This is a genomic window from Streptomyces tubbatahanensis (assembly GCF_022699385.1).
Classification (GTDB): domain Bacteria; phylum Actinomycetota; class Actinomycetes; order Streptomycetales; family Streptomycetaceae; genus Streptomyces; species Streptomyces diacarni.
In genome coordinates, this window is sequence record NZ_CP093846.1 from 1 (window position 1) to 17,499 (window position 17,499).

Annotated in this window: 15 protein-coding genes; 11 read left to right on the plus strand and 4 right to left on the minus strand. The window is 71.4% G+C overall.

Annotated elements, in window-relative coordinates; genetic code table 11:
* Positions 1-240 precede the first annotated feature (240 nt).
* Positions 241-1,062, plus strand: a complete 822-nt coding sequence (locus MMF93_RS00005) for an ABC transporter permease (protein WP_242748346.1) — start codon at positions 241-243, stop codon at positions 1,060-1,062.
* An 11-nt stretch (positions 1,063-1,073) separates the two neighbouring features.
* Positions 1,074-2,222: a nucleotide disphospho-sugar-binding domain-containing protein gene (locus tag MMF93_RS00010; protein ID WP_242748348.1), complete on the plus strand. Its 1,149-nt coding sequence runs from the start codon at positions 1,074-1,076 to the stop codon at positions 2,220-2,222.
* Here MMF93_RS00010 and MMF93_RS00015 read toward each other — a convergent pair.
* Positions 2,188-5,448 carry an AfsR/SARP family transcriptional regulator gene (locus tag MMF93_RS00015; protein WP_242748350.1) on the minus strand — a complete coding sequence of 1,087 codons (3,261 nt, stop codon included), beginning with the start codon at positions 5,446-5,448 and terminating at the stop codon, positions 2,188-2,190. The genes MMF93_RS00010 and MMF93_RS00015 overlap by 35 nt on opposite strands.
* Positions 5,449-5,844: 396 nt before the next feature.
* On the opposite strand from MMF93_RS00015, the gene MMF93_RS00020 reads away from it, so the two are divergent.
* Positions 5,845-6,378, plus strand: a complete 534-nt coding sequence (locus tag MMF93_RS00020; RefSeq protein WP_242748352.1) for a hypothetical protein — start codon at positions 5,845-5,847, stop codon at positions 6,376-6,378.
* A 148-nt stretch (positions 6,379-6,526) separates the two neighbouring features.
* Positions 6,527-8,029: a class I adenylate-forming enzyme family protein gene (locus tag MMF93_RS00025; RefSeq protein ID WP_242748354.1), complete on the plus strand. Its 1,503-nt coding sequence runs from the start codon at positions 6,527-6,529 to the stop codon at positions 8,027-8,029.
* Between the two features lie 82 nt (positions 8,030-8,111).
* Here the strand turns inward: MMF93_RS00025 and MMF93_RS00030 are convergent, their stop codons facing one another.
* From MMF93_RS00030 to galE, 3 genes are all read right to left on the minus strand, one after another.
* Complete coding sequence (locus MMF93_RS00030; protein ID WP_242748356.1) at positions 8,112-9,356, minus strand: type III PLP-dependent enzyme domain-containing protein; 1,245 nt, start codon at positions 9,354-9,356, stop codon at positions 8,112-8,114.
* Positions 9,353-10,801 (minus strand): cation:proton antiporter, encoded by a 1,449-nt coding sequence (locus MMF93_RS00035; RefSeq protein WP_242748358.1) that lies wholly within the window; start codon positions 10,799-10,801, stop codon positions 9,353-9,355. Before MMF93_RS00035 ends, MMF93_RS00030 begins: the two co-directional genes overlap by 4 nt.
* Before the next feature lie 91 nt (positions 10,802-10,892).
* Positions 10,893-11,915, minus strand: coding sequence for a UDP-glucose 4-epimerase GalE (galE, locus tag MMF93_RS00040; protein WP_242748360.1), 1,023 nt, complete (start codon positions 11,913-11,915; stop codon positions 10,893-10,895).
* Between the two features lie 324 nt (positions 11,916-12,239).
* Here galE and MMF93_RS00045 point away from each other — a divergent pair, with 324 nt between their 5' ends.
* Genes MMF93_RS00045 through MMF93_RS00075 form a run of 7 tightly spaced genes read left to right on the plus strand, consistent with a single transcriptional unit; the run spans position 12,240 to position 17,469 of the window.
* Positions 12,240-12,383, plus strand: a complete 144-nt coding sequence (locus MMF93_RS00045) for a hypothetical protein (protein WP_242748362.1) — start codon at positions 12,240-12,242, stop codon at positions 12,381-12,383.
* Positions 12,384-12,395: 12 nt separating this feature from the next.
* Entirely contained in the window at positions 12,396-13,607 is a 1,212-nt protein-coding gene (locus MMF93_RS00050) for a radical SAM/SPASM domain-containing protein (RefSeq protein WP_242748363.1), read from the plus strand.
* Positions 13,600-14,508, plus strand: a complete 909-nt coding sequence (locus tag MMF93_RS00055; protein ID WP_242748365.1) for an aKG-HExxH-type peptide beta-hydroxylase — start codon at positions 13,600-13,602, stop codon at positions 14,506-14,508. Before MMF93_RS00050 ends, MMF93_RS00055 begins: the two co-directional genes overlap by 8 nt.
* Entirely contained in the window at positions 14,505-15,125 is a 621-nt protein-coding gene (locus MMF93_RS00060) for a class I SAM-dependent methyltransferase (protein WP_242748367.1), read from the plus strand. The genes MMF93_RS00055 and MMF93_RS00060 overlap by 4 nt, the downstream gene beginning before the upstream one ends.
* Positions 15,122-15,964 carry a hypothetical protein gene (locus tag MMF93_RS00065; protein ID WP_242748369.1) on the plus strand — a complete coding sequence of 281 codons (843 nt, stop codon included), beginning with the start codon at positions 15,122-15,124 and terminating at the stop codon, positions 15,962-15,964. Before MMF93_RS00060 ends, MMF93_RS00065 begins: the two co-directional genes overlap by 4 nt.
* A 3-nt stretch (positions 15,965-15,967) precedes the next feature.
* Positions 15,968-16,570 (plus strand): dTMP kinase, encoded by a 603-nt coding sequence (locus MMF93_RS00070; protein ID WP_242748371.1) that lies wholly within the window; start codon positions 15,968-15,970, stop codon positions 16,568-16,570.
* On the plus strand, positions 16,567-17,469 hold the full coding sequence (locus MMF93_RS00075) for a protein kinase domain-containing protein (protein WP_242748373.1): 903 nt from the start codon (positions 16,567-16,569) through the stop codon (positions 17,467-17,469). The genes MMF93_RS00070 and MMF93_RS00075 overlap by 4 nt, the downstream gene beginning before the upstream one ends.
* Positions 17,470-17,499 lie beyond the last annotated feature (30 nt).

Here is a 17,499-nt window from a genome sequence, read left to right on the forward strand (position 1 = left end):
GCAGGTGCGTCCCCTCCACGGCAGCGACCTGGCACGCACCGCCGAGGTGGTCACGCAGACCACCGGCGAGCACACCCTGCAAGGCCGCCTCGTCAAAACCCGCCGTGCACGACACCGGGGCGCTCTCCAGCCTCGCCCGCGCCCTGGAGGACGCGGGCATCGAGGTCGCCCGAACTCTCCATCAGGGAGCCCAGCCCTCGATGAGGTCTTCAAGCAGCTGACAGTGACAGGAGCGACGGTATGACGGCCCTCCCCACAGCCCGCAGCGCGCCACCCGCCCAGGGCACAGGCGGCAGACGGGGCCCGGGGCACGCCATGCGGCAGAGCGCCACGGTGGCCTGGCGGCAGCTGGTACAGATCAAGCACAATCCCGAGCAGCTGGTCGAAGTCGGTATCCAGCCCGTGATGTTCGTGGTGCTGTTCGCCTTCGTACTGGCCGGGCAGATGGCCGGCTCACGCCACGCCTACCTGCAGTTCGTGGTGCCGGGGCTGATCGTGCAAAGCGCCGTGCTGGTGACCGCGCGCACCGCCATCGCGACGAACACCGATGTGACCAAGGGGCTCTTCGACCGGTTCCGCAGCCTGCCGATCTCCCGGACGGCGCCGCTGATCGGCCGGATCGCCGCCGACTACGTGATGCTGGTGTGGTCGGTGGTCTTGCTGCTGGCCGCCGGCATGCTGCTCAGCTTCCGCATCGAGACGAGCTGGACGCGGCTGATCCCGATGTTCCTTTTGCTGCTCGTCTTCACCTTCGCACTGTCCTGGGCCTCGGTCCTCGCCGGCCTGCTGGCCTCCAACCCCGAGAACGTGCAGGCCCTGGCCTTCGGCCTGATGCTGCCGCTGACCTTCATCAGCAACGCGTTCGTGCGCGTGGAGACGATGCCGGGCTGGCTGCAGGCCATCGTGACCTACAACCCGGTCTCGATGCTCGCCGACTCCATCCGCGGCCTCCTGGTCGCCGGACCCGTGGCCGAGCCGGTGACCAAGACGCTGATCGCCTCCGCTCTCCTGCTGGTCGTCTTCGCTCCGCTGGCGCTGCGCGCCTACCACCGCGAGCGCTGAGGGAGCCGGGGATGCGTACGCTCATCGTCGGCCTGGTGCCGAGCCATTTTGTGTCCATGGTCCCGACCGCCTGGGCCCTGCGGGCCGCCGGCCACCAGGTGCTGGTCGCCGGGCCGCCCGCGGTGGTGGAAGAGGCCGCGTGCGCCGGGCTGTCCGGCGTCGCCGTCAACGAGCCGCCCGGCCGCCGCGTGCGCCGGTCGGCCGCGCCCTCCGGGCTGGCGAACGCGGCCCCCGACTGGGGCGTGCTGGAGGAGCGCTGGCGAGAACGGGTCGACGGCGTCCTGGACGCGCACCTGGCGACGGCCCGCGCCTGGAAGCCCGACCTCCTCCTGGTCGATCCGCTGGAGTTCAGCGGCCTGATCATCGCCGCGGCGCTGCGCGTCCCCGCGGTAGTGCACCGCTGGGGACCGGACCGGATCAGCTCCCAGTCGATCCCCCGGGCCCGCGACGCGCTCGCCGCGGTGGCCGCCGCCCGCGGCGTCGCCGACGGCCCGGCGGCACCGGCGATGGTGCTCGACCCCTGCCCGCCCAGCCTCCAGTGCCCGGAGGCTTCGGCGGCGCAGCCGGTAGGTTTCGTGCCGTTCAACGGAGCCGGCTCGCCGCCCGGGTGGGCGCAGCGCAGGGAAGGCCGGCACAGGCTGTGTGTCTCCTTCGGCGGGCAGACGCCGATGCTGTGCGAGCCGGCGGTGTGGAAGGCGCTGGTCGACCGGCTGGCGTCGGTGCCCGGCCTGGAGTCGCTGGTCACCGCGGTGCCGCAGGGCCACAGCGCGCTCCCGGACTCCGTACGCGCCTGCGGGCGGGTGCCGCTGGATTTGTTCCTGGGCGGCTGCGATGCCCTGCTGCACCACGGCGGCGCCGGCACGGCCCTGACCGGCCTCGCCCTGGGCGTGCCGCAGCTGGTGGTGGCCCAGCCGAACCCGTCGTGGGCGGCGGTCGGCGAACGGATCGCGGCGCGCGGCACCGGCCTGGTGCTGGAGCCTACGGCGGTGCTCTCGCACGAGTCGCCGGACGGGCTGCGCCGCGCCGTGGAAGAGGTCCTCACCGAGCCCGGCTACCGCCAGGCCGCCGCCCAGGTGGCGCAGGAGATGCGCGACCTGCCCTCCCCCGCGCGTATCGTGCCGCTCCTCACCGAGCTGGCGGAGGCGCCGGTGAGCGGCTGAGTCCCCCTCCTGACGCGGCCAGCGCCTCGGCGGCGGCCACCGTGAGGGGGCCGGTGGCCGCGTACCGTTCGGCGCCCAGGGCGCTGCGGGCGGCCGCGGTGATCCGCCGTACGTCGGGCTCGGTCTCCATAGCCTCGCCCCGCACCTCGCAGGCCGTGCGCAGCAGGGCCGCCGCCCGCTCGGGCTCGTCTTGGCCCAGGGCCATGTCCGCGGCAAGCACCAGCACCCGGGCCCGCAGCCCGGCCTCGCCGACCGTGCGCGCGAACTGTGCCGCCGCCGCGCACGCCTCCGCCGCGGCCTGCGTGCGGCCCTCGGCCACGGCCAGGTGTCCCCGGCTGACGAGCACCGCCGGCCGGTAGCCCACCCCCCTGCCGTGCCGCGTCACCTGCGCCAGGGCGCGGTCCAGCAGGCCGCGTGCCTCCTCCAGCCTGCCCTCGGCGCGCCGCAGGTCACCGCGCGCATGGTGCACCACGCCCAGCACCTCGCCCAGGCCCAGCCGCGTGGCCTCCCTCTCGGCGTCGGTCAGGCACCCCTCGCAGGACCGGAAGGCGCCGACCCTGGCGTGTTCGGTGGCCAGCCGCACCAGCAGCATCGGCGCGTCCTGCGCGTCGCCCAGCTCGGTGACCGCCTGCAACGCCTCCCGCAGCGCGCTCACCGCCCCGACGTGGTCCCCCAGCGCGCTGTCCGACTCGGCCAGCGCCGAGAGCGTGTAGGCCAGGCCGAGACGTTCGCCGACCTGGCGGAAACCCTCCAAAGCGGCGAGGAGTTCGCCCCGCGCCGCACTCGGCTGCCCCGCGTTGGCCAGCATCCGGGCACGGAGCATACGGGCCAGTGCCGCAAGCCACGGATCGGCGTGCCCTGCCAGCCGGCGCAGCACTTCACCCACCCGCTCGGGGGAGCCGGACGCGAGCGAGCCCAGGACGCCGGCCACCACCAGGACGGGATGCTCGGCCGTCTGGGAGGCGGGCAGCCGCTGCACCAGCTCCAGCGCCTCGAACAGGTAGGCCACGCCCTCCTCGCGGCCCAGCAGCGCCCCCTGTTGCAGCCCTCCCACCACGCAGACGATGGCCCGCTCCACCGGCCTGGTGCCGCCGGTGCGGGCGAGCACGCGCCGCGTCCACTCGGCCCCCTCCGTACGCCGGCCGCTCAGCAGCCAAAACCACTCCAGGGAGGCCACCAGGCGCAGCGGCAGCTCGGGCGGCGCCTTGGCCAGCGACCAGCGCAAGGCGGCATGGAAGTCGTCCCACAGCAGGGTGAGCGCCGCCAGTTCCCGTGTCTGCTCCCCGCGGCGCAGGCGGGGCTCGGCGGCCTGCGCGATCTCCAGCAGCGTCTCGGCGTGCCGCTGGCGCAGCGCGCTCTCCTCGCCGGCCGCCGTGAGCCGCTCGCCCGCATACAGCCGCACCGTCTCCGGCATGCGGTAGCCACTGCGCCCCTCGGCCTGGTCGGTGTACACGATGGACTTGGCCACCAGTGAGGACAGCAGCTGCTCCAGCTCGCCGGGGACGGGGGGGTCTGCCGCCCCCGGCGCGCCGGCGCAGACCCGCTCGATGAGCGGCAGTTCGACACGGCCGGCGAAGACCGCCAGACGGCGGGCGAGGGTCTGCTCGGCCTGCTCGAGCAGCTCCCAGCTCCAGTCCGTGACCGTACGCAGAGTGCGCTGCCTGCGCTCGCCTGAGCCGCCCTGCGGCTCAAGGAGCCGGAAGCGGTCATGCAGACGGCTGCGGATCTCCTGGGCGGACAGCGACAGCAACCGGGCGGCGGCCAGCTCCAGGGCCAGCGGCAGACCGTCCAGGGACCGGCAGATCTCCACGACCGGCCCGGCGGTCTCCCCATCCAGCACGAAGGACGGGCGCACGGCCGTGGCGCGGTCGGTGAAAAGCCGGACGGCCGGCGCGGCGGCCGCCTCGGCCAGTGAGCCATCGCGCGGGGGCAGCGGCAGCCCGCCCAGGTGGTGCAGCCGCTCGCCGTGCACACCCAGCGGCTGGCGGCTGGCGGCCAGTACCCGCAGCCGGGGGCAGGCGGCCAGCACTTCGGCCGTGATCTGGGCGACCGCGCCCACCAGATGCTCGCAGTTGTCCAGGACGAGAAGCCCGCGGCCCTCACCGAGCAGACCGGTCAGCCGCCGCATCACCAGCTCGTGCGGCGCCTGCGCGAACTCGGCCCCCAGCAGTCCGCCCTCACCGATCCCGGTGGCGCGCAAGACGGTACCCGGCACGTGCGAGGGGTCGCCTACGGCGGCCAGTTCGACCATCCACACCGGATCACCCGCCTCCTCCACGCGGCGCGCCGAGGCGACCGCCACCCGCGTCTTGCCCACACCGCCCGGCCCGACGACGGTGACAAGCCGGGCACGGTCCAGCAGTTCCCCCACCCGGCACACGTCCGCTTCCCGGCCCACCAGGGGAGTCAGCGGCGTGGGCAGCCGCCGCCGGCCCCCGCCCGCGACCACGGGTGCCGCCGCCGGCGGCGGTGCCGGCGTGGGTGGGGAGACGGCCTGGCCCCGCAGTACCTCCAGGTAGGTTTGCTGGAGCTCGGCCGAGGGGTCGATACCGAACGCCTGGGAGAGCCGCTTTCGGGCGTCGTCGTAGACGGCCAGCGCGTCGGTCTGGCGGCCCGCCGCCTGCAGGGCCCGCATCAGCAAAGCGCGGGTGTGTTCCCGGTAGGGGTCCTCAAAGACGAGTCCGCTCAGCTCGGCCACCAGCGAGGCGCCGCCGCCCGCCTCCAGTTCGGCCTCGATACGGTCCTCAAGGGCGCGCCAGCGCAACTCGCCCAGGCGGGCGGCGTGGGCGCGGACCGTGCGGCTTTGTATCAGACCCGACAGGGCCGGGCCCCGCCACAGGCCCAGACCCTCACGCAACAGATCCAGCCGCCGCCCACCCTCGCCACGCGCCGAGGCGGCGTCCTGCACGAACGCCTCGAAACACCAAGCATCGACCGCCGCGCGCTCGAGCACCAGACGGTAGCCGCCGGCCCCGGACTCGACGGCCACCCCGGGCAGCGACCTGCGCAGCCGGGAGACCAGCGCCTGCAGGGCGTTGTCCGGGGCCGCGGGCGGCTCCTCATCCCACAGGGCTTCCAGCAGCTGAGCCCGGGAGACCTCACGGCCGGCGCCCAGCGCGAGCACCGCGCACAGTGTCCGCAGCCGGGAACCGCGCACATCGACAGGGCCGGAGGGAGAACGCACCTGGAAAGGACCCAGGACGCTGACGGCGATACCGGCTGGCATGGCCCTCATTCTGCCGCCAGGACCACGGATTCCCCTTTTCGAAATGTGCCGGATTCCGATGTGACGGGCGGCGATGAGCCATGACGCTCGCTTCACTCCGCCGATGCGGTCGAGCGTGGCTCGTAGCAGCGGCCACACACAGTGGCAACGGAATCCAGGGTCATCCAGCCGTGACTGAAAGTCGTTGACAGCCCAATGCGGCCGATCCTAAGCTGATCGACCGGACAAGTCATCCCCCCTTATTGTTTCCTGAATAAAGATATCCTTAAACGGAGTGCGCAATCGTCAAGAAACTCGCCGCATTACGAAGACGAATGTCCCATCACCTGCGGTATCTACCGCTGTCCCACCGACGCTCGGGGACAGGACGGACTCTTCAAACGGAGGGGGTACCGGGTGGGTTCGGAAGACAAGGTCATTGGCCAGCACACCGGCACCGCCGCACAGCGCACCGGACCCGCCGCGGGGTCGGCCGTCGCCGCACGGCCTGTCGAGGTCGAGGTACCGGCCCATCTGTGGCCGGAGAGCGAAAAACTCCTGCCCGGAATCGTTGTCGGCGCCGGCCCGCCCTGTGGCACGGCCAGGTTCAGGCGGGTCGTGCTCACCGTCCAGGCAGACGGCGAGCCCGGCGCCGCGAAGGCGCACAACGGCCACTACTACAACACCCTCGTTCGTCGTAGGACCGACGGCGCGCGCCGCGTCGGCCGGCTCACCGTCTCGGCCGCGTCGGCCTACGCGCCGAGGCACGTGACCCGCATCATCCGCACCGGCCGGGGCAGCTTCCACATCCACCGGGACCCCGGCGTCGATCGGGTGCCGCGGGCCACGGTGGCGGGCCCGCTGAGGACGGACGAGCTGCGCGCATCACCTCCGTGCTCGAACCTGTCTGCGCCCCGACGAACCGCTGCCTGCGCAGATGGCGCGCACTAGTCCGGCGTCGCTCACGTGGCACCTGGGCTGGACGGCGGAGGGTGTCCGCACAGTGCGAGACACTCCGCGTCCCGTCGTGGCCAGGCTCATGGAGCACCTCGAACGCACGGGCCAGGTCCGGGAAGATTCCGTCCGAACTGGAGCGCTCATGACCGTCGACACACCGGCTCTCACCTCCGCCGGGTTCGTCCACGATCTACTCGCACACGCCGCCGGGGCACACCCAGGCCGCCCTTCCGTCCGGGACCGGGAAGGAGCGTGGTCGTACGCGGAACTCGAGGCGAACGCGCGCCGGGCGGCCCAGTGGCTCGACGCCCTCGGGGTACGGCGCGGCGCGCGTCTGTTGTGTGTGCTCTCCGGGGGCCGCGACTTCGCTGCGCTGCTCTTCGGAGCGATATCACGTGGCGTCATCTTCGTCCCGGTGGCCGAGGACGCCTCCGCCTACCAGCTGGAGCATCTGCTGGCTGACGCGAACCCGGCCGCGGTCGTGGCCACGGCGGGCCGGGTCCCCGAGATCGCCGCGCTCACGCCGGTGCCGGTCCTCGCCCCGGCGTACGCGGAGGTGCCGGCGGAGGCGACAGAGGCCGGGCCGGTGGGGACACCCGATGACCCGGCGCTACTGATCTACACATCGGGGACGACCGCCCGGCCCAAGGGCATCGTGTGCCCGCACCGGGCCGTCGTCTGGGCCACCCGTGCCATCGCTGAACGCGTCGAATACCAGCCGTCCGACGTCGTGTACTGCCGGGTGCCGGTGTCCTTCGACTATGGCCTCTACCAGCTCTTCCTCGCCGTCCTGGCCGGGGCCGAGGTGGTGTACCCGCGCGAGTCGGCGTCTGCGCATGAACTGGTCTCGATCCGGGCGGCCGGGGCCACGGTGGTACCGGTCGTGCCCACGCTCGCTCTCCTGCTGGCGCAGCTGGGCGAACGCGATCCGCGCCCCACCTCCGTGCGGCTGCTGACCAACACCGGCGCGGCGCTCGTCGGACGGGACGCCGACCGGGTCCGGGCCGCGTTCCCGGGCGCCGCCCTGATCTGCATGTACGGAATGAGCGAGTGCAAGCGGATCTCGATCGCCGCGCCGGATGAGGACCTGGCGTACCCGGGAACGGTCGGCAGGCCGCTGAGCGGAACCCGGCTCTTTGTGCTCGGCCGGGACGGCGAACCGGTCGCGCGCGGCGGCGTCGGCGAGATCGTGGTCGCGGGCCCGCACGTGATGGACGGTTACTGGGGCTCCGCCGCGGCCGAGCAGCAGCGCGAACGCTTCGTCACCGCGCCGGAAGGCGCCGGACCGGCCCTGCGGACCGGCGACTTCGGCTCCGTGGACGAGGACGGACGGCTCTACTTCCACGGGCGGCGCGACGATCTGTTCAAGCGGCGCGGCTGGCGGGTGAGCTGCCAGGAGGTGGAGAGCGCCGCCCTGGATGTCGCCGGGGTCGAACAAGCCGCCTGCCTCCCGCCCGACGCGGACGGAACGTTCACCGTCTGGACGACCGGGCCCGCCGCACCGGCCGAGGTACTGCGCGGCATCGACGCGCGGCTGGGCCCCGCCAAGACCCCCGATCGCTGCGTTCCGGTGCCGCGCATGCCGCTCACCCCGAACGGCAAGCTCGACAAGGCGGCGCTCCGGGCAGGCGCCCACGGGGACTGACGCTCAGCGTGCTGAGACGACGGCGGGCAGGCCCGCGGCAGTGCGGCCGTACGCACCGTTTCCGGGCCTGCCCGCCGAGGTGTCATCGGCCACTCGCCGCCCCTGCGGAATACACCGTCTCAAGAGCCCGTACGTCGAGCACGACGTCGTCCGCGCCGAGTACCACCTCCGTGGCCGGAGGGCGGCTGAGGAACCCCGACAAGCTCGCCGACAGACCGTACGCACCCGTATTGTCGATTCGCAGCACGTCTCCGGGGCGGGGGACGGGTATGCGGGCCGAGCGGGCGAGGACATCGAGCGGTGTGCACAGCGGGCCCACCAGGGTCACCTCGGCGCGGCCGGTGTCCCCGGCGGCGCCGTCCGCCTCGGCCGACGGCTGGACCGCCGGGGTGAGGAGCCGCCCGACACCGGACATGCCGCCGAGCACATTGACACCCGCGTCGAGGACCACATAGGTGGTGCCCCGGCTGTGCTTGACGTCCAGCACCGTGGTCAGCAGCGAGCCGCAGTCGGCGGCGAGGTAGCGGCCCGACTCGAAGGCGATGCCGGGCTCCCCCGCGCGCCACCGGGGCACCCTGGCGTCGAGCCGTTCCTCCAAGACGGCACGCAGCCCGGTGTACGCCGGACGCTCACCGGGTGCGGCGAACGGTGCGGCGAAACCGCCGCCGAGGTCGAGCAGCGAGGGGGCCACCCCGGCGGTGCCGAAGGTGCTGAGTGCCGTGTGCAGGACCGAGTCGAACTCCTCGACGAGGTCCTGCTCGTCGGCGACGTTCGTGGCGGAGAACAGGTGCGCGCCGGCGGCACGAGCTCCTGGTGCGGAGTCGAACATACCCGCTGCCAGCGCGGCGTCGGGATCGGTGCCGAACTGGGAGGAGCGGCCCGTCATGCGCAGTCCGGTGCCTGCCGCAGCTGCCCGTGCGTTGAGGCGGACCAGGTAGTCGACGGTGGCCCCGGATCCGACGCCGAGTTCCGCGATACGACGCAGGTCCGTGGGCGACTCCACGGAGAACAGGCGTACGCCCGCTGCCAGCGCGCCCGACACCTCCGCGGGGGTCTTCCCGGGGCCGGTGTAGAGGCAGTGTCGCGCCGGGTGGCCGGCGTGCTCCGATACGGCCAGCTCGCCCGGTGAGCTGATCTCCATGTGCAGTCCGAGCCCGCTCAGCTCGCGTACCACGGCCGGGTGGGGGTTGGCTTTGAGTGAGTAGTAGAGCCGGGCGCCGTGGGGCAGGGCGTCCAGCAGGTCCAGCGCAGCCCGGCGCACTTTGTCCAGCCGGTAGACGTACAGCGGTGTGCCGAAGGTTTCTGCGAGGTGGGTCAGCGACTTCACTGGTGTTCAGCTCCCGGTTCTCGGTGTGCTTCCGGCTGCGCCGCAGTGGGGAGGGTTGTGACGGCGTCCGCGCCTCCCTCACACGGGTTCCTGCGCGCACTGTTCCGCGTGAGTTCGTCGTGTTCCGGCCCGGTGGCGGGCGAGCCATGCCGGGGGCGCGGCGGTTCGTCCGAAGGCCGCGCGGGGGTGTGCTCCGTGGCGTCGGGCTTCAGCAGGCTCTGGAGCAGCGGGCCGGTGGAGATGGTGGTCAGGACCGTCATGGTCACCAGCAGGGCGTAGCCGGTGTCGTCGAGCAGTCCCAGGTCACGGCCCGCAGTGAGCACGATCAGCTCGGTGAGGCCCCGAGTGTTCAGGAGGGCACCGAGCACGGCCGAGTCCCGCAGCCCCCAGCCGCAGAGCCGGGCAGCGCCCGCCGCCGCGAGGAACTTGCTGCCGACCGCGGCGCCCAACAGCACAGCCAGGTCGAGCAGTTGGGCGGCGCTGGTTCCGGAGAGGTCCACCTGCCAGCCGGCGGCAACGAAGAACACCGGCAGGAGAAGTTTGCTGTCCAGAACACCGAGGCGACTGCGCAGTTCCCCGTTGCCGTGCCGCTCGGGTTCCTGCTGTCCGCCGTCCGTGCGGTGCTGTTCGTCACTCTCGGGCGCCTCCGTGCCGTGCGCGGCAGTGGCTCGACAGACGCCGAAGGCGAAGGCACCGATGATGAAGTGCAGCCCCATCCACTCCGTCGCGGCGGCGGACGCGAGGAGTCCCACGCAGGTGAGGGAGAGGTCGAGCCCGGCCCGGCCCCCGTGGATCAGCTTGCGCAGCAGCGGTCGCACTACGGTGGCCAGCAGGATCAGATACGGCACGGACCAGATCAGCCGCCAGGGAGCGCCGCTTCCGCAGAGCACCATGACGACGCCCAGTGCGGACCAGGCGAGGACGTCGCAGAGCGCGGCGCTGGCCAGGGCTGTTTGGCCGAGAGGGGCGCGGGACAGCCCTCGGTCCTCGACGATGCGGGCCAGCACGGGGAAGGCGGTCACCGACAGGGCGACGCCCATGAAGAGGACCGGCGCGATCCCCTCGACGTCCGAGCCGCCGGGCCTCCACCACAGGCCGAGGGCCGCGCCCACGGCGAACGGGATCACCATCGCGACCGTCGCGATGCACACGGAGGGCCGTCGTGTGCCCCGCCCTGTGGCCCAGTCGAACTCCATGCCGAGCTTGAACATGAAGAGAGCAAGGCCGAGTTGGGCGAGGGCGCTGAGCTCGCCGCGAGCGGCCGTCGGGAAGAGGAACTCCGAGAGCTGCCCGTTCAGCACGGTCGGCCCGAGGAGGATGCCGGCGGTGATCTCGCCGATGACGGGCGGCTGGCCGCAGCGCCGGGCGAGGGTCCCGGCGAGCTGGGCCAGCGCGACGATGAGCGCGAGGCCGAGGAAGAGGACGGGGAGTTCGCTGCTGGACACGTCAGGTGTGCTCCGGATGGAGGGTGGGGGCGGACCGAGGACCGGGCGGGACCGGGGGCGGGCCGTGTTGGAGGCGGCCGTCCGAGGGACGTCAGCAGGCGTGGCGGGCGGGGTCGCGCGTCTGGAAGTGCCAGGCGTCGCGGCACATGGCGGCGAGGTCGCGCTTGGTGGTCCAGTTCCACGCCCTGCTGACGGCCGTCGGATCGGCGACGAGGGTGGCGACGTCGCCGGGGCGGCGGCCGGTGATGCGGTACGGCACGCGCCGGCCGCTGGCAGCCTCGAAGGCCGCGACGAGGTCGAGCACGGACGAGCCGACGCCGGTCCCCAGGTTGAAGGTACGCATGCCCCGTTCGCCCTGGAGGTGTTCGAGGGCCAGGCGGTGGCCTTCGGCCACGTCCATGACGTGGACGTAGTCCCGTACACCGGTGCCGTCGGGAGTGGGGTAGTCGTCGCCGAAGATGCTGAGCCGTTCGAGCTGCCCGGCGGCCACCCGGGCCACGTAGGGCATGAGGTTGCCGGGGACGCCATGGGGGTTTTCGCCGAGCAGGCCCGAGGGGTGCGCGCCAACCGGGTTGAAGTAGCGCAGGCTCAGCACCTGGAGCGAGGGCAGCCGCCGGCAGGTGTCGGCGAGGATCTGCTCACACATCCACTTCGAGGAGGCGTACGGGTTGGTGGGGCTCACCGGATCGCTCTCGGTCAGCGGGACCTTCGTGGTGCTGCCGTAGACCGAGCAGGAGGAGGAGAACACCAGGCGGCCCACCTCGTGTTCGCGCATCACGGACAGCAGAGCCGTGGTGCCGCCGACGTTGGTGTCGTAGTACTCGATCGGCAGCCGTACGGATTCGCCCACCGCCTTCTTCGCGGCGAAGTGGATGACCGCGTCGATCCGGTGGTCGGCGAAGACCTGGGAGAGCGCGGCCCCATCCCGTATGTCGATGACGCACAGCTCCGGGGTTCCGACGCGGGCTATTCCGGCCGCACGCTCCAGCGCCCGCGGTGAACTGTTGGACAGGTCGTCGGCCACCACCACTTCGTATCCGTGCTGGAGGAGTTCGACGCAGGTATGGCTGCCGATAAAGCCGGCGCCGCCGGTCACCAGAACTTTGGTGGGCATCATATCCTCATTCTCCACCGCCCACTTTTTGCGTGGCTCTTGTTTAAGGGTGGATTGAATCTGCCACGAAACGGCGTGTCCCGGAGTGCCCGGACGCCCCGCCGCCGCGTTTTCGGGCCACATCCGGAGCGAGGCGTTCCATTCCGTGGGACTTTGGGAATATGTCTTTCGTCAGGGTTGCAATGCACCGTTCTCCGTGCTAGCCCGTGGCGATGATCCTTGTGATGTGGGTTATTAAGTGAGCACTTGACACCTGCATTTCTCTGACGCCTTCCTGCTACGCTCGCCGGGCAATGCGAAACCCCCAACGGATTAGGGAGCGGCATGGCCGAGAACAACGAGGGTGATTTCGTCAAGTTCCTCAACGAGTTCGAGACCTCAGAGCCTGAGCACATGGCCACCGCGCACCACAGCGCAGTGAACGTGCGCGAATGGGCTGAGCCCACAAAGTCGGAAACCAAGGCCTGAAACGGATAGCAGATGACAGTCACGGCCACCGGAGTAGGTGCTCGCATACCAATCGCGTCAGCATTGGACCCGGTCACTCTGATCCTGAAGCTTGTCGGTGACGTCTGTAACATCAATTGTTACTATTGCTTCGAGAAGCGTAAGGGAGGCCAGTCGGACGACTTCGACCGCATCAGCATCGAAGAGGTCCGTTCTGCCCTCGACCTCATGGGCGACCGTCCGGTGGCCGTGCACCTGCACGGCGGCGAACCGCTTCTCTACGGCCGGGAGAATATGCGTCTCCTGCTCGCGGAACTGAGCGCGCGCGACACGGTCACGGCAATCCAGATCCAGACGAACGGCGTGCTGCTCGACGAGGCATGGCTCGACCTTCTGGAGAGCTCCACGCCCGCGGTGGAGATCGGCCTCTCGCTCGACGGGGACGAGCAGCACAACTCCTACCGGGTCAACTTCGCCGACCGCCAGACCGTGGGCCAGGTACGGGAAGCGGTCGATCTACTCTGCCGCAGGTCCCTGCCCTTCGGCATGATCTCGGTCATCCACGACCGCAATGTCGACGACCCCGACGCACTGTTCGACCTGGTCAGCGACATCCCCAGCCTGGTGAGCCTCAACGTGGTGCCGTGCTACGACCAGGGGACGGCACCCCGCGAGGTGCCCTCAGGCAACAAGGGCCTCCTGGAACTGATCGACGCCTCCGACGGCTCCGTCGGCGACTCCTGGGCGGTGGACCCGCAGGCGTACGTGGCTTTTCTGCGTAGGTTCACCGAACGCTGGATATCCGAGGGCGCCTACCGCAGGTTCAACGTGGAACCGATCATGAGCGCGGTGCGCCGCCGCCGTGGTCGGGCGCCGCGCATGTGTCACTACTCGGAAAGCAAGTGCGGGCACATCTACACCCTGTACCCGGGTGGCCGGTTCGGCTCCTGCGACGAACTGCCGGCCGCCAATTCGCTGCTCGCACACGATGTGAAAAAGGCCGCGGCGACCACGCTCGACGAGACGTGGGCCACACCGCTGGGCCGCAAACAGTTGCAGGTCATCTCCGCTCCACTCGACGAGTGCGCCACGTGTTCGGCCCAGTCGCTGTGCGGCGGCGGGTGCATGGCGTCGCGGTTGCGGATGCGGGCCGTCGACCGCGCTGAGGACTACTGCGGATACCGTCGGGCCTTCGTGTTCTGGCTCGACGGCATCATGCACAAGTTGGAGGCACAGGATGCTTGACACACAGATCACCGCGCTCGTGGCGAAGGGGCGCGCCGAGCGCAGGAACCGGCTGCTGAACGCGCTGGGCGGCGTGGCACCGGGCCTTCGCCCCCAACTGGCCCCGTTCGCCGGGACGACCGACTCCTGGCACCACACGGCACTGGCCCACCTGGAGACCAGGGCACGGCGGTGGGCCCGCGACGACCAGGAAGGTTTCGAGCCCCGGGTGAGTGCCTTCCTCACCGCCCTGGCGGCGACGGAGCCGGGCCCGAAGACCGTGCGGGCCGCCGACTGCGACGTCTACGAGGACGCGCCGTACGAGTCGCCTTGCTGGCTGCTGCGCCCGGACACGGCCGTACGTCCGCTGGCCGAGCTGTACCCCGGAGCTCTCGAACTCCTCGCCGCCGACCCGCTCTTCGATGCTGTGGTAGGGATCGGCGCGGGTGTGGTCGTCGCCAACGGCCGCATCCAGGCGATGTCCGCGAACAACTCGTGGACGCTGGCCGGACTCGACTCCAGCATCTACATGGACGTGCCCGAGTCCCCCCTCCGGGTCGCCGAGGCCGTGCTGCACGAGGCGTCCCACAATCTGCTATTCGAGACGGTGCGTGCCGAGGGGCTTTCGCTGCCGCCGGAGCACGCCTGGTACTCGCCCTGGAAGAAGACCGAGCGGCCGGCCTACGGGTTCATCCACTCGGTGTACGCGTTTTCGCAGCTCGTGGCGTTCTGGGAGCGCACCGTCGCACCCAGCGAGACCGAGGAGCGCTACCGTGCGCTGCGGCTCGCCGAGGAGACCGCGCATCTGAGGTCCATCGAGGAGTCCGCCAAGGCCGCGCTCGCCCTGCTCGGCCCGTCCTCCTCGGCGCGGCTGGTCATGGACGCCTACGAGACGGCTCGTTCGGTGCCGGTCCCCGCGTGAGTACGGGGCTCCCCCTCCGCGTCGCCGTGCAGCTCGATCCGACGACGGACGACGGAGCCCGCACGGCTCCCCGCCGGGCAGCCGAGATGGACTGTCTCGGCCCCGCGCGGGGCAGCGTGGTCCTGGACCTGATGTGCGGCGTGGGGCAGTACGCACGGCTGCTCCCCCCTCGGACGCGCTATCTGGGGGTCGATCATGATCCGGAGATGATCCAGGTGGCCCGTGGGCGGCTCCGCGCCGGGCACGGGGCCGTGGTCGGCGACGCCGCCCGTGTGCCCCTGCGGTCCGGCTCCGCCGACCATGTGCTCCTCACCTACGAAGGCCTCAACTCTTTCCGCCGTGCGGAGCAGCGGCACCGCGTGCTCGGCGAGGTGTCCCGGTGTCTGCGGCCGGGCGGGACGGCTCTCGTCGATCTATGGCGGCCGTTCGAACACCCGGGGCCGGACGCGGACCGCACCCATGTCACCCCGCGGGAACTGGCCGTTGCCGCCGAAGCCGTAGGGCTCAAGGTGACCGGCTGTGAGCGCCTGCACGCCGGCGCGACCAGCGACAAGGCCGAGACCCGTGCATCCGGTCAGTTCCTGCTACGGAGAACACCGCGAAGGAGAGGACGATGAACTCGGCCGTACCCGACCCGGAGGCCCCGGTCGGTACCTACATGCTGGATGGGCGCCTGATCAGTCAGTGGGTCACGCTGGTCGAGCCGATGCTGCACGCCCAGCATCTGGCCACGCTGTCCTCACTCTGCTCCGAGGGTGTGCTCAGCCCTCTTGAGGCGGACTGGTGGAGCAGGCTGTCCTCGCGCCCGGGAGGTGTGTGCGCGGCGGCCAGGGACCGGGGCGTCGGCAGCGGCGACTGGCCTTCGTACGCCGCCTCCTTCACTCGGTTCGCTGAGCACCTCTGGGTCCATGAGAGCGTCCTGGACGCCGGCCCCGCCTACCGGGCCGCGGCCCGGCTGCTCCAGGGCACGAACCTCGGTTTTCTGCTCGAACTCGGCCCCTCGGCCGCTCTCGACCGCTCCGCGCGCCCCGCGAAGGTCACGAGCCCCTATCTGACGGTGGACGCGGACATCACACCGGTGGACCTGCTGGAGACACTGGTGCGCTGGGTGGGCACCACGTGGGCCGAGGTCATCGACGGCACACAGGAGCGGGCGGTCGCCGTGGACATGTTCGTGTGGGGCGGCCTGTGCGAACTGGCCGCCCGTGTTGAGCGGTTGAACATCGCCACCGACCTGGCGCCCGACGTGCTGCGCCGCCGCGACGAACTCGCCCCCGACCCGGAACTCAGGGGTGCCGTCCACGGCGAACTGGTGCGCCGCAGGCCGCACTCCATGGCGGCCGAGCTGGCCCTGTGCTGGTGGCCGGAGGGCAACCGCTACGAGCGCACGCTGGACTCCGGCTTCGACTACGTCGCACACCGCGACGACGCGCTGCGCGTGACGGAGGGGAAGTAACAGGTGTTCATCGCCATCGAAGGAATCGACGGAGCGGGCAAGACCACGCTGCGACGGGTACTGGCCGAGCGTCTTTCACGCCGCCATCCGGTGCACCTGGTGGGCCAGAACAGCTGGCTGAGCGTGCCGGTGGCCCGCGCCATCTCCGGCGTCAAGTTCGCCCGTGCCAGCCTGCACAGCGCCGCCGACGTGGACGAGTACCGCACCGACAAGCTGCTGCACTACCGGCTCAACATCGAACCCGCGCTCCCCTACGGGTCGGTGATCGCAGACCGCTACGTGCTCAGCGACCTGGTCTACCGCAGTGTGCTGGAGGGCCGGGACACCGACGTCCTCGTCGACGCGCTGCTGGGCGGCGCACTGCCGCTGCCCAGCCTGACCCTCTACCTGGACATCGCGCCCGAACTGGCCTGGCAGCGTATCCTGAGCCGGGCCAAGCCGCTGCGGCCTTACGAGACGGAGGAGAACCTGAAAACGCTGGTGGCCGCCTTCCACCGGCTCGGGCCACAGCTGTCCGGCTTCCGCCCGATCCCGGTGACTGAGAACACCACTCCGGAGGACCTGGCAACCCGTGCCGAGGAACTGGTCTCGGAGCTGGTGGCATGACACCGGACGCCTCCACCGTGCCCGACTTCGCGCGCAGGGTGCTCGTGCCGCCGACCGAGATCGTGGCCGACCTGCGCGCCTCCGGCGTCGATGCCACCGACGTCATCGCGTTCACCGGGAGCAACACCCTGGCCGGCGGCACCTTCGGCGGCGAGGACGCGGTCTTCAAGGTCGCCTGGGGCTACCGCGACGTGATCGACGGGCTGCCGCCCTCGCTGCGTCCCGCGGCGTACGGGTTCACCTTCTACCAGCGTGACAACGCCGCCGCCCGGGCCCGGAACGAGGCGGCTTTCCGCCGCGAGGCCGACCTCACGGCGGCGCTCTCCGGACACCCCGGCACACCCACGCTGCTGTGCCCGCCGGCCCGGACGGAGGCCGGGCGTCTGTACTTCGCGACCGCCCGCTGCCCGCAGGGATCGGTGGCCGCGGCGGTCGCGGACGGCTGGCTACTCCCGCCCGAGGCCATCGGGCCCTGGCTGCGGCAGGGCCTGTCGGCCGTCGGCCGGGCGCACGCGCACGGCTCGGTGCACGGCGAGCTGGGCCCGGACAACCTCCTCACCGACAACGACCTGCCGGTCGTCGCCGACTTCGGCTCGGCCCGTCCCCTGGTCCCGGTGGCCCAGCACCGGCCACCGCCCAGATCCGCCTGGATACGAGGCGAGTTGCACTGGCCCCCCGAGTACGCGGCCGACCATCGCGATCCCCGGCCGACAGTGGACCTGTACGGTCTTGGCTCGACCACGATCTTCGCGGTGACCGGCCGCTACCCGCGCTACGGCGCCGACCTCGCCGGCATGCTGCCCGCACGCTGGGCCCCTGTTCTGATCTCTCTGGTGGCGCACGACCCGGCCAACCGGCCGCCGACTGCCGACGCCGCGTTGCGCCTGACGGACGATTGACCAGGGGCTCACCGCCCGGACGCCCCGCTG

Excerpts from the sequence above, each read along its gene's own strand:
- MMF93_RS00015 (WP_242748350.1), bottom strand. The coding sequence starts at position 5,448 with ATGCCAGCCGGTATCGCCGTCAGCGTCCTGGGTCCTTTCCAGGTGCGT.
- MMF93_RS00010 (WP_242748348.1), top strand. The coding sequence starts at position 1,074 with ATGCGTACGCTCATCGTCGGCCTGGTGCCGAGCCATTTTGTGTCCATG.
- galE (WP_242748360.1), bottom strand. The coding sequence starts at position 11,915 with ATGCCCACCAAAGTTCTGGTGACCGGCGGCGCCGGCTTTATCGGCAGC.
- MMF93_RS00005 (WP_242748346.1), top strand. The coding sequence starts at position 241 with ATGACGGCCCTCCCCACAGCCCGCAGCGCGCCACCCGCCCAGGGCACA.
- MMF93_RS00065 (WP_242748369.1), top strand. The coding sequence starts at position 15,122 with ATGAACTCGGCCGTACCCGACCCGGAGGCCCCGGTCGGTACCTACATG.
- MMF93_RS00025 (WP_242748354.1), top strand. The coding sequence starts at position 6,527 with ATGACCGTCGACACACCGGCTCTCACCTCCGCCGGGTTCGTCCACGAT.
- MMF93_RS00055 (WP_242748365.1), top strand. The coding sequence starts at position 13,600 with ATGCTTGACACACAGATCACCGCGCTCGTGGCGAAGGGGCGCGCCGAG.
- MMF93_RS00075 (WP_242748373.1), top strand. The coding sequence starts at position 16,567 with ATGACACCGGACGCCTCCACCGTGCCCGACTTCGCGCGCAGGGTGCTC.
- MMF93_RS00045 (WP_242748362.1), top strand. The coding sequence starts at position 12,240 with ATGGCCGAGAACAACGAGGGTGATTTCGTCAAGTTCCTCAACGAGTTC.
- MMF93_RS00050 (WP_242748363.1), top strand. The coding sequence starts at position 12,396 with ATGACAGTCACGGCCACCGGAGTAGGTGCTCGCATACCAATCGCGTCA.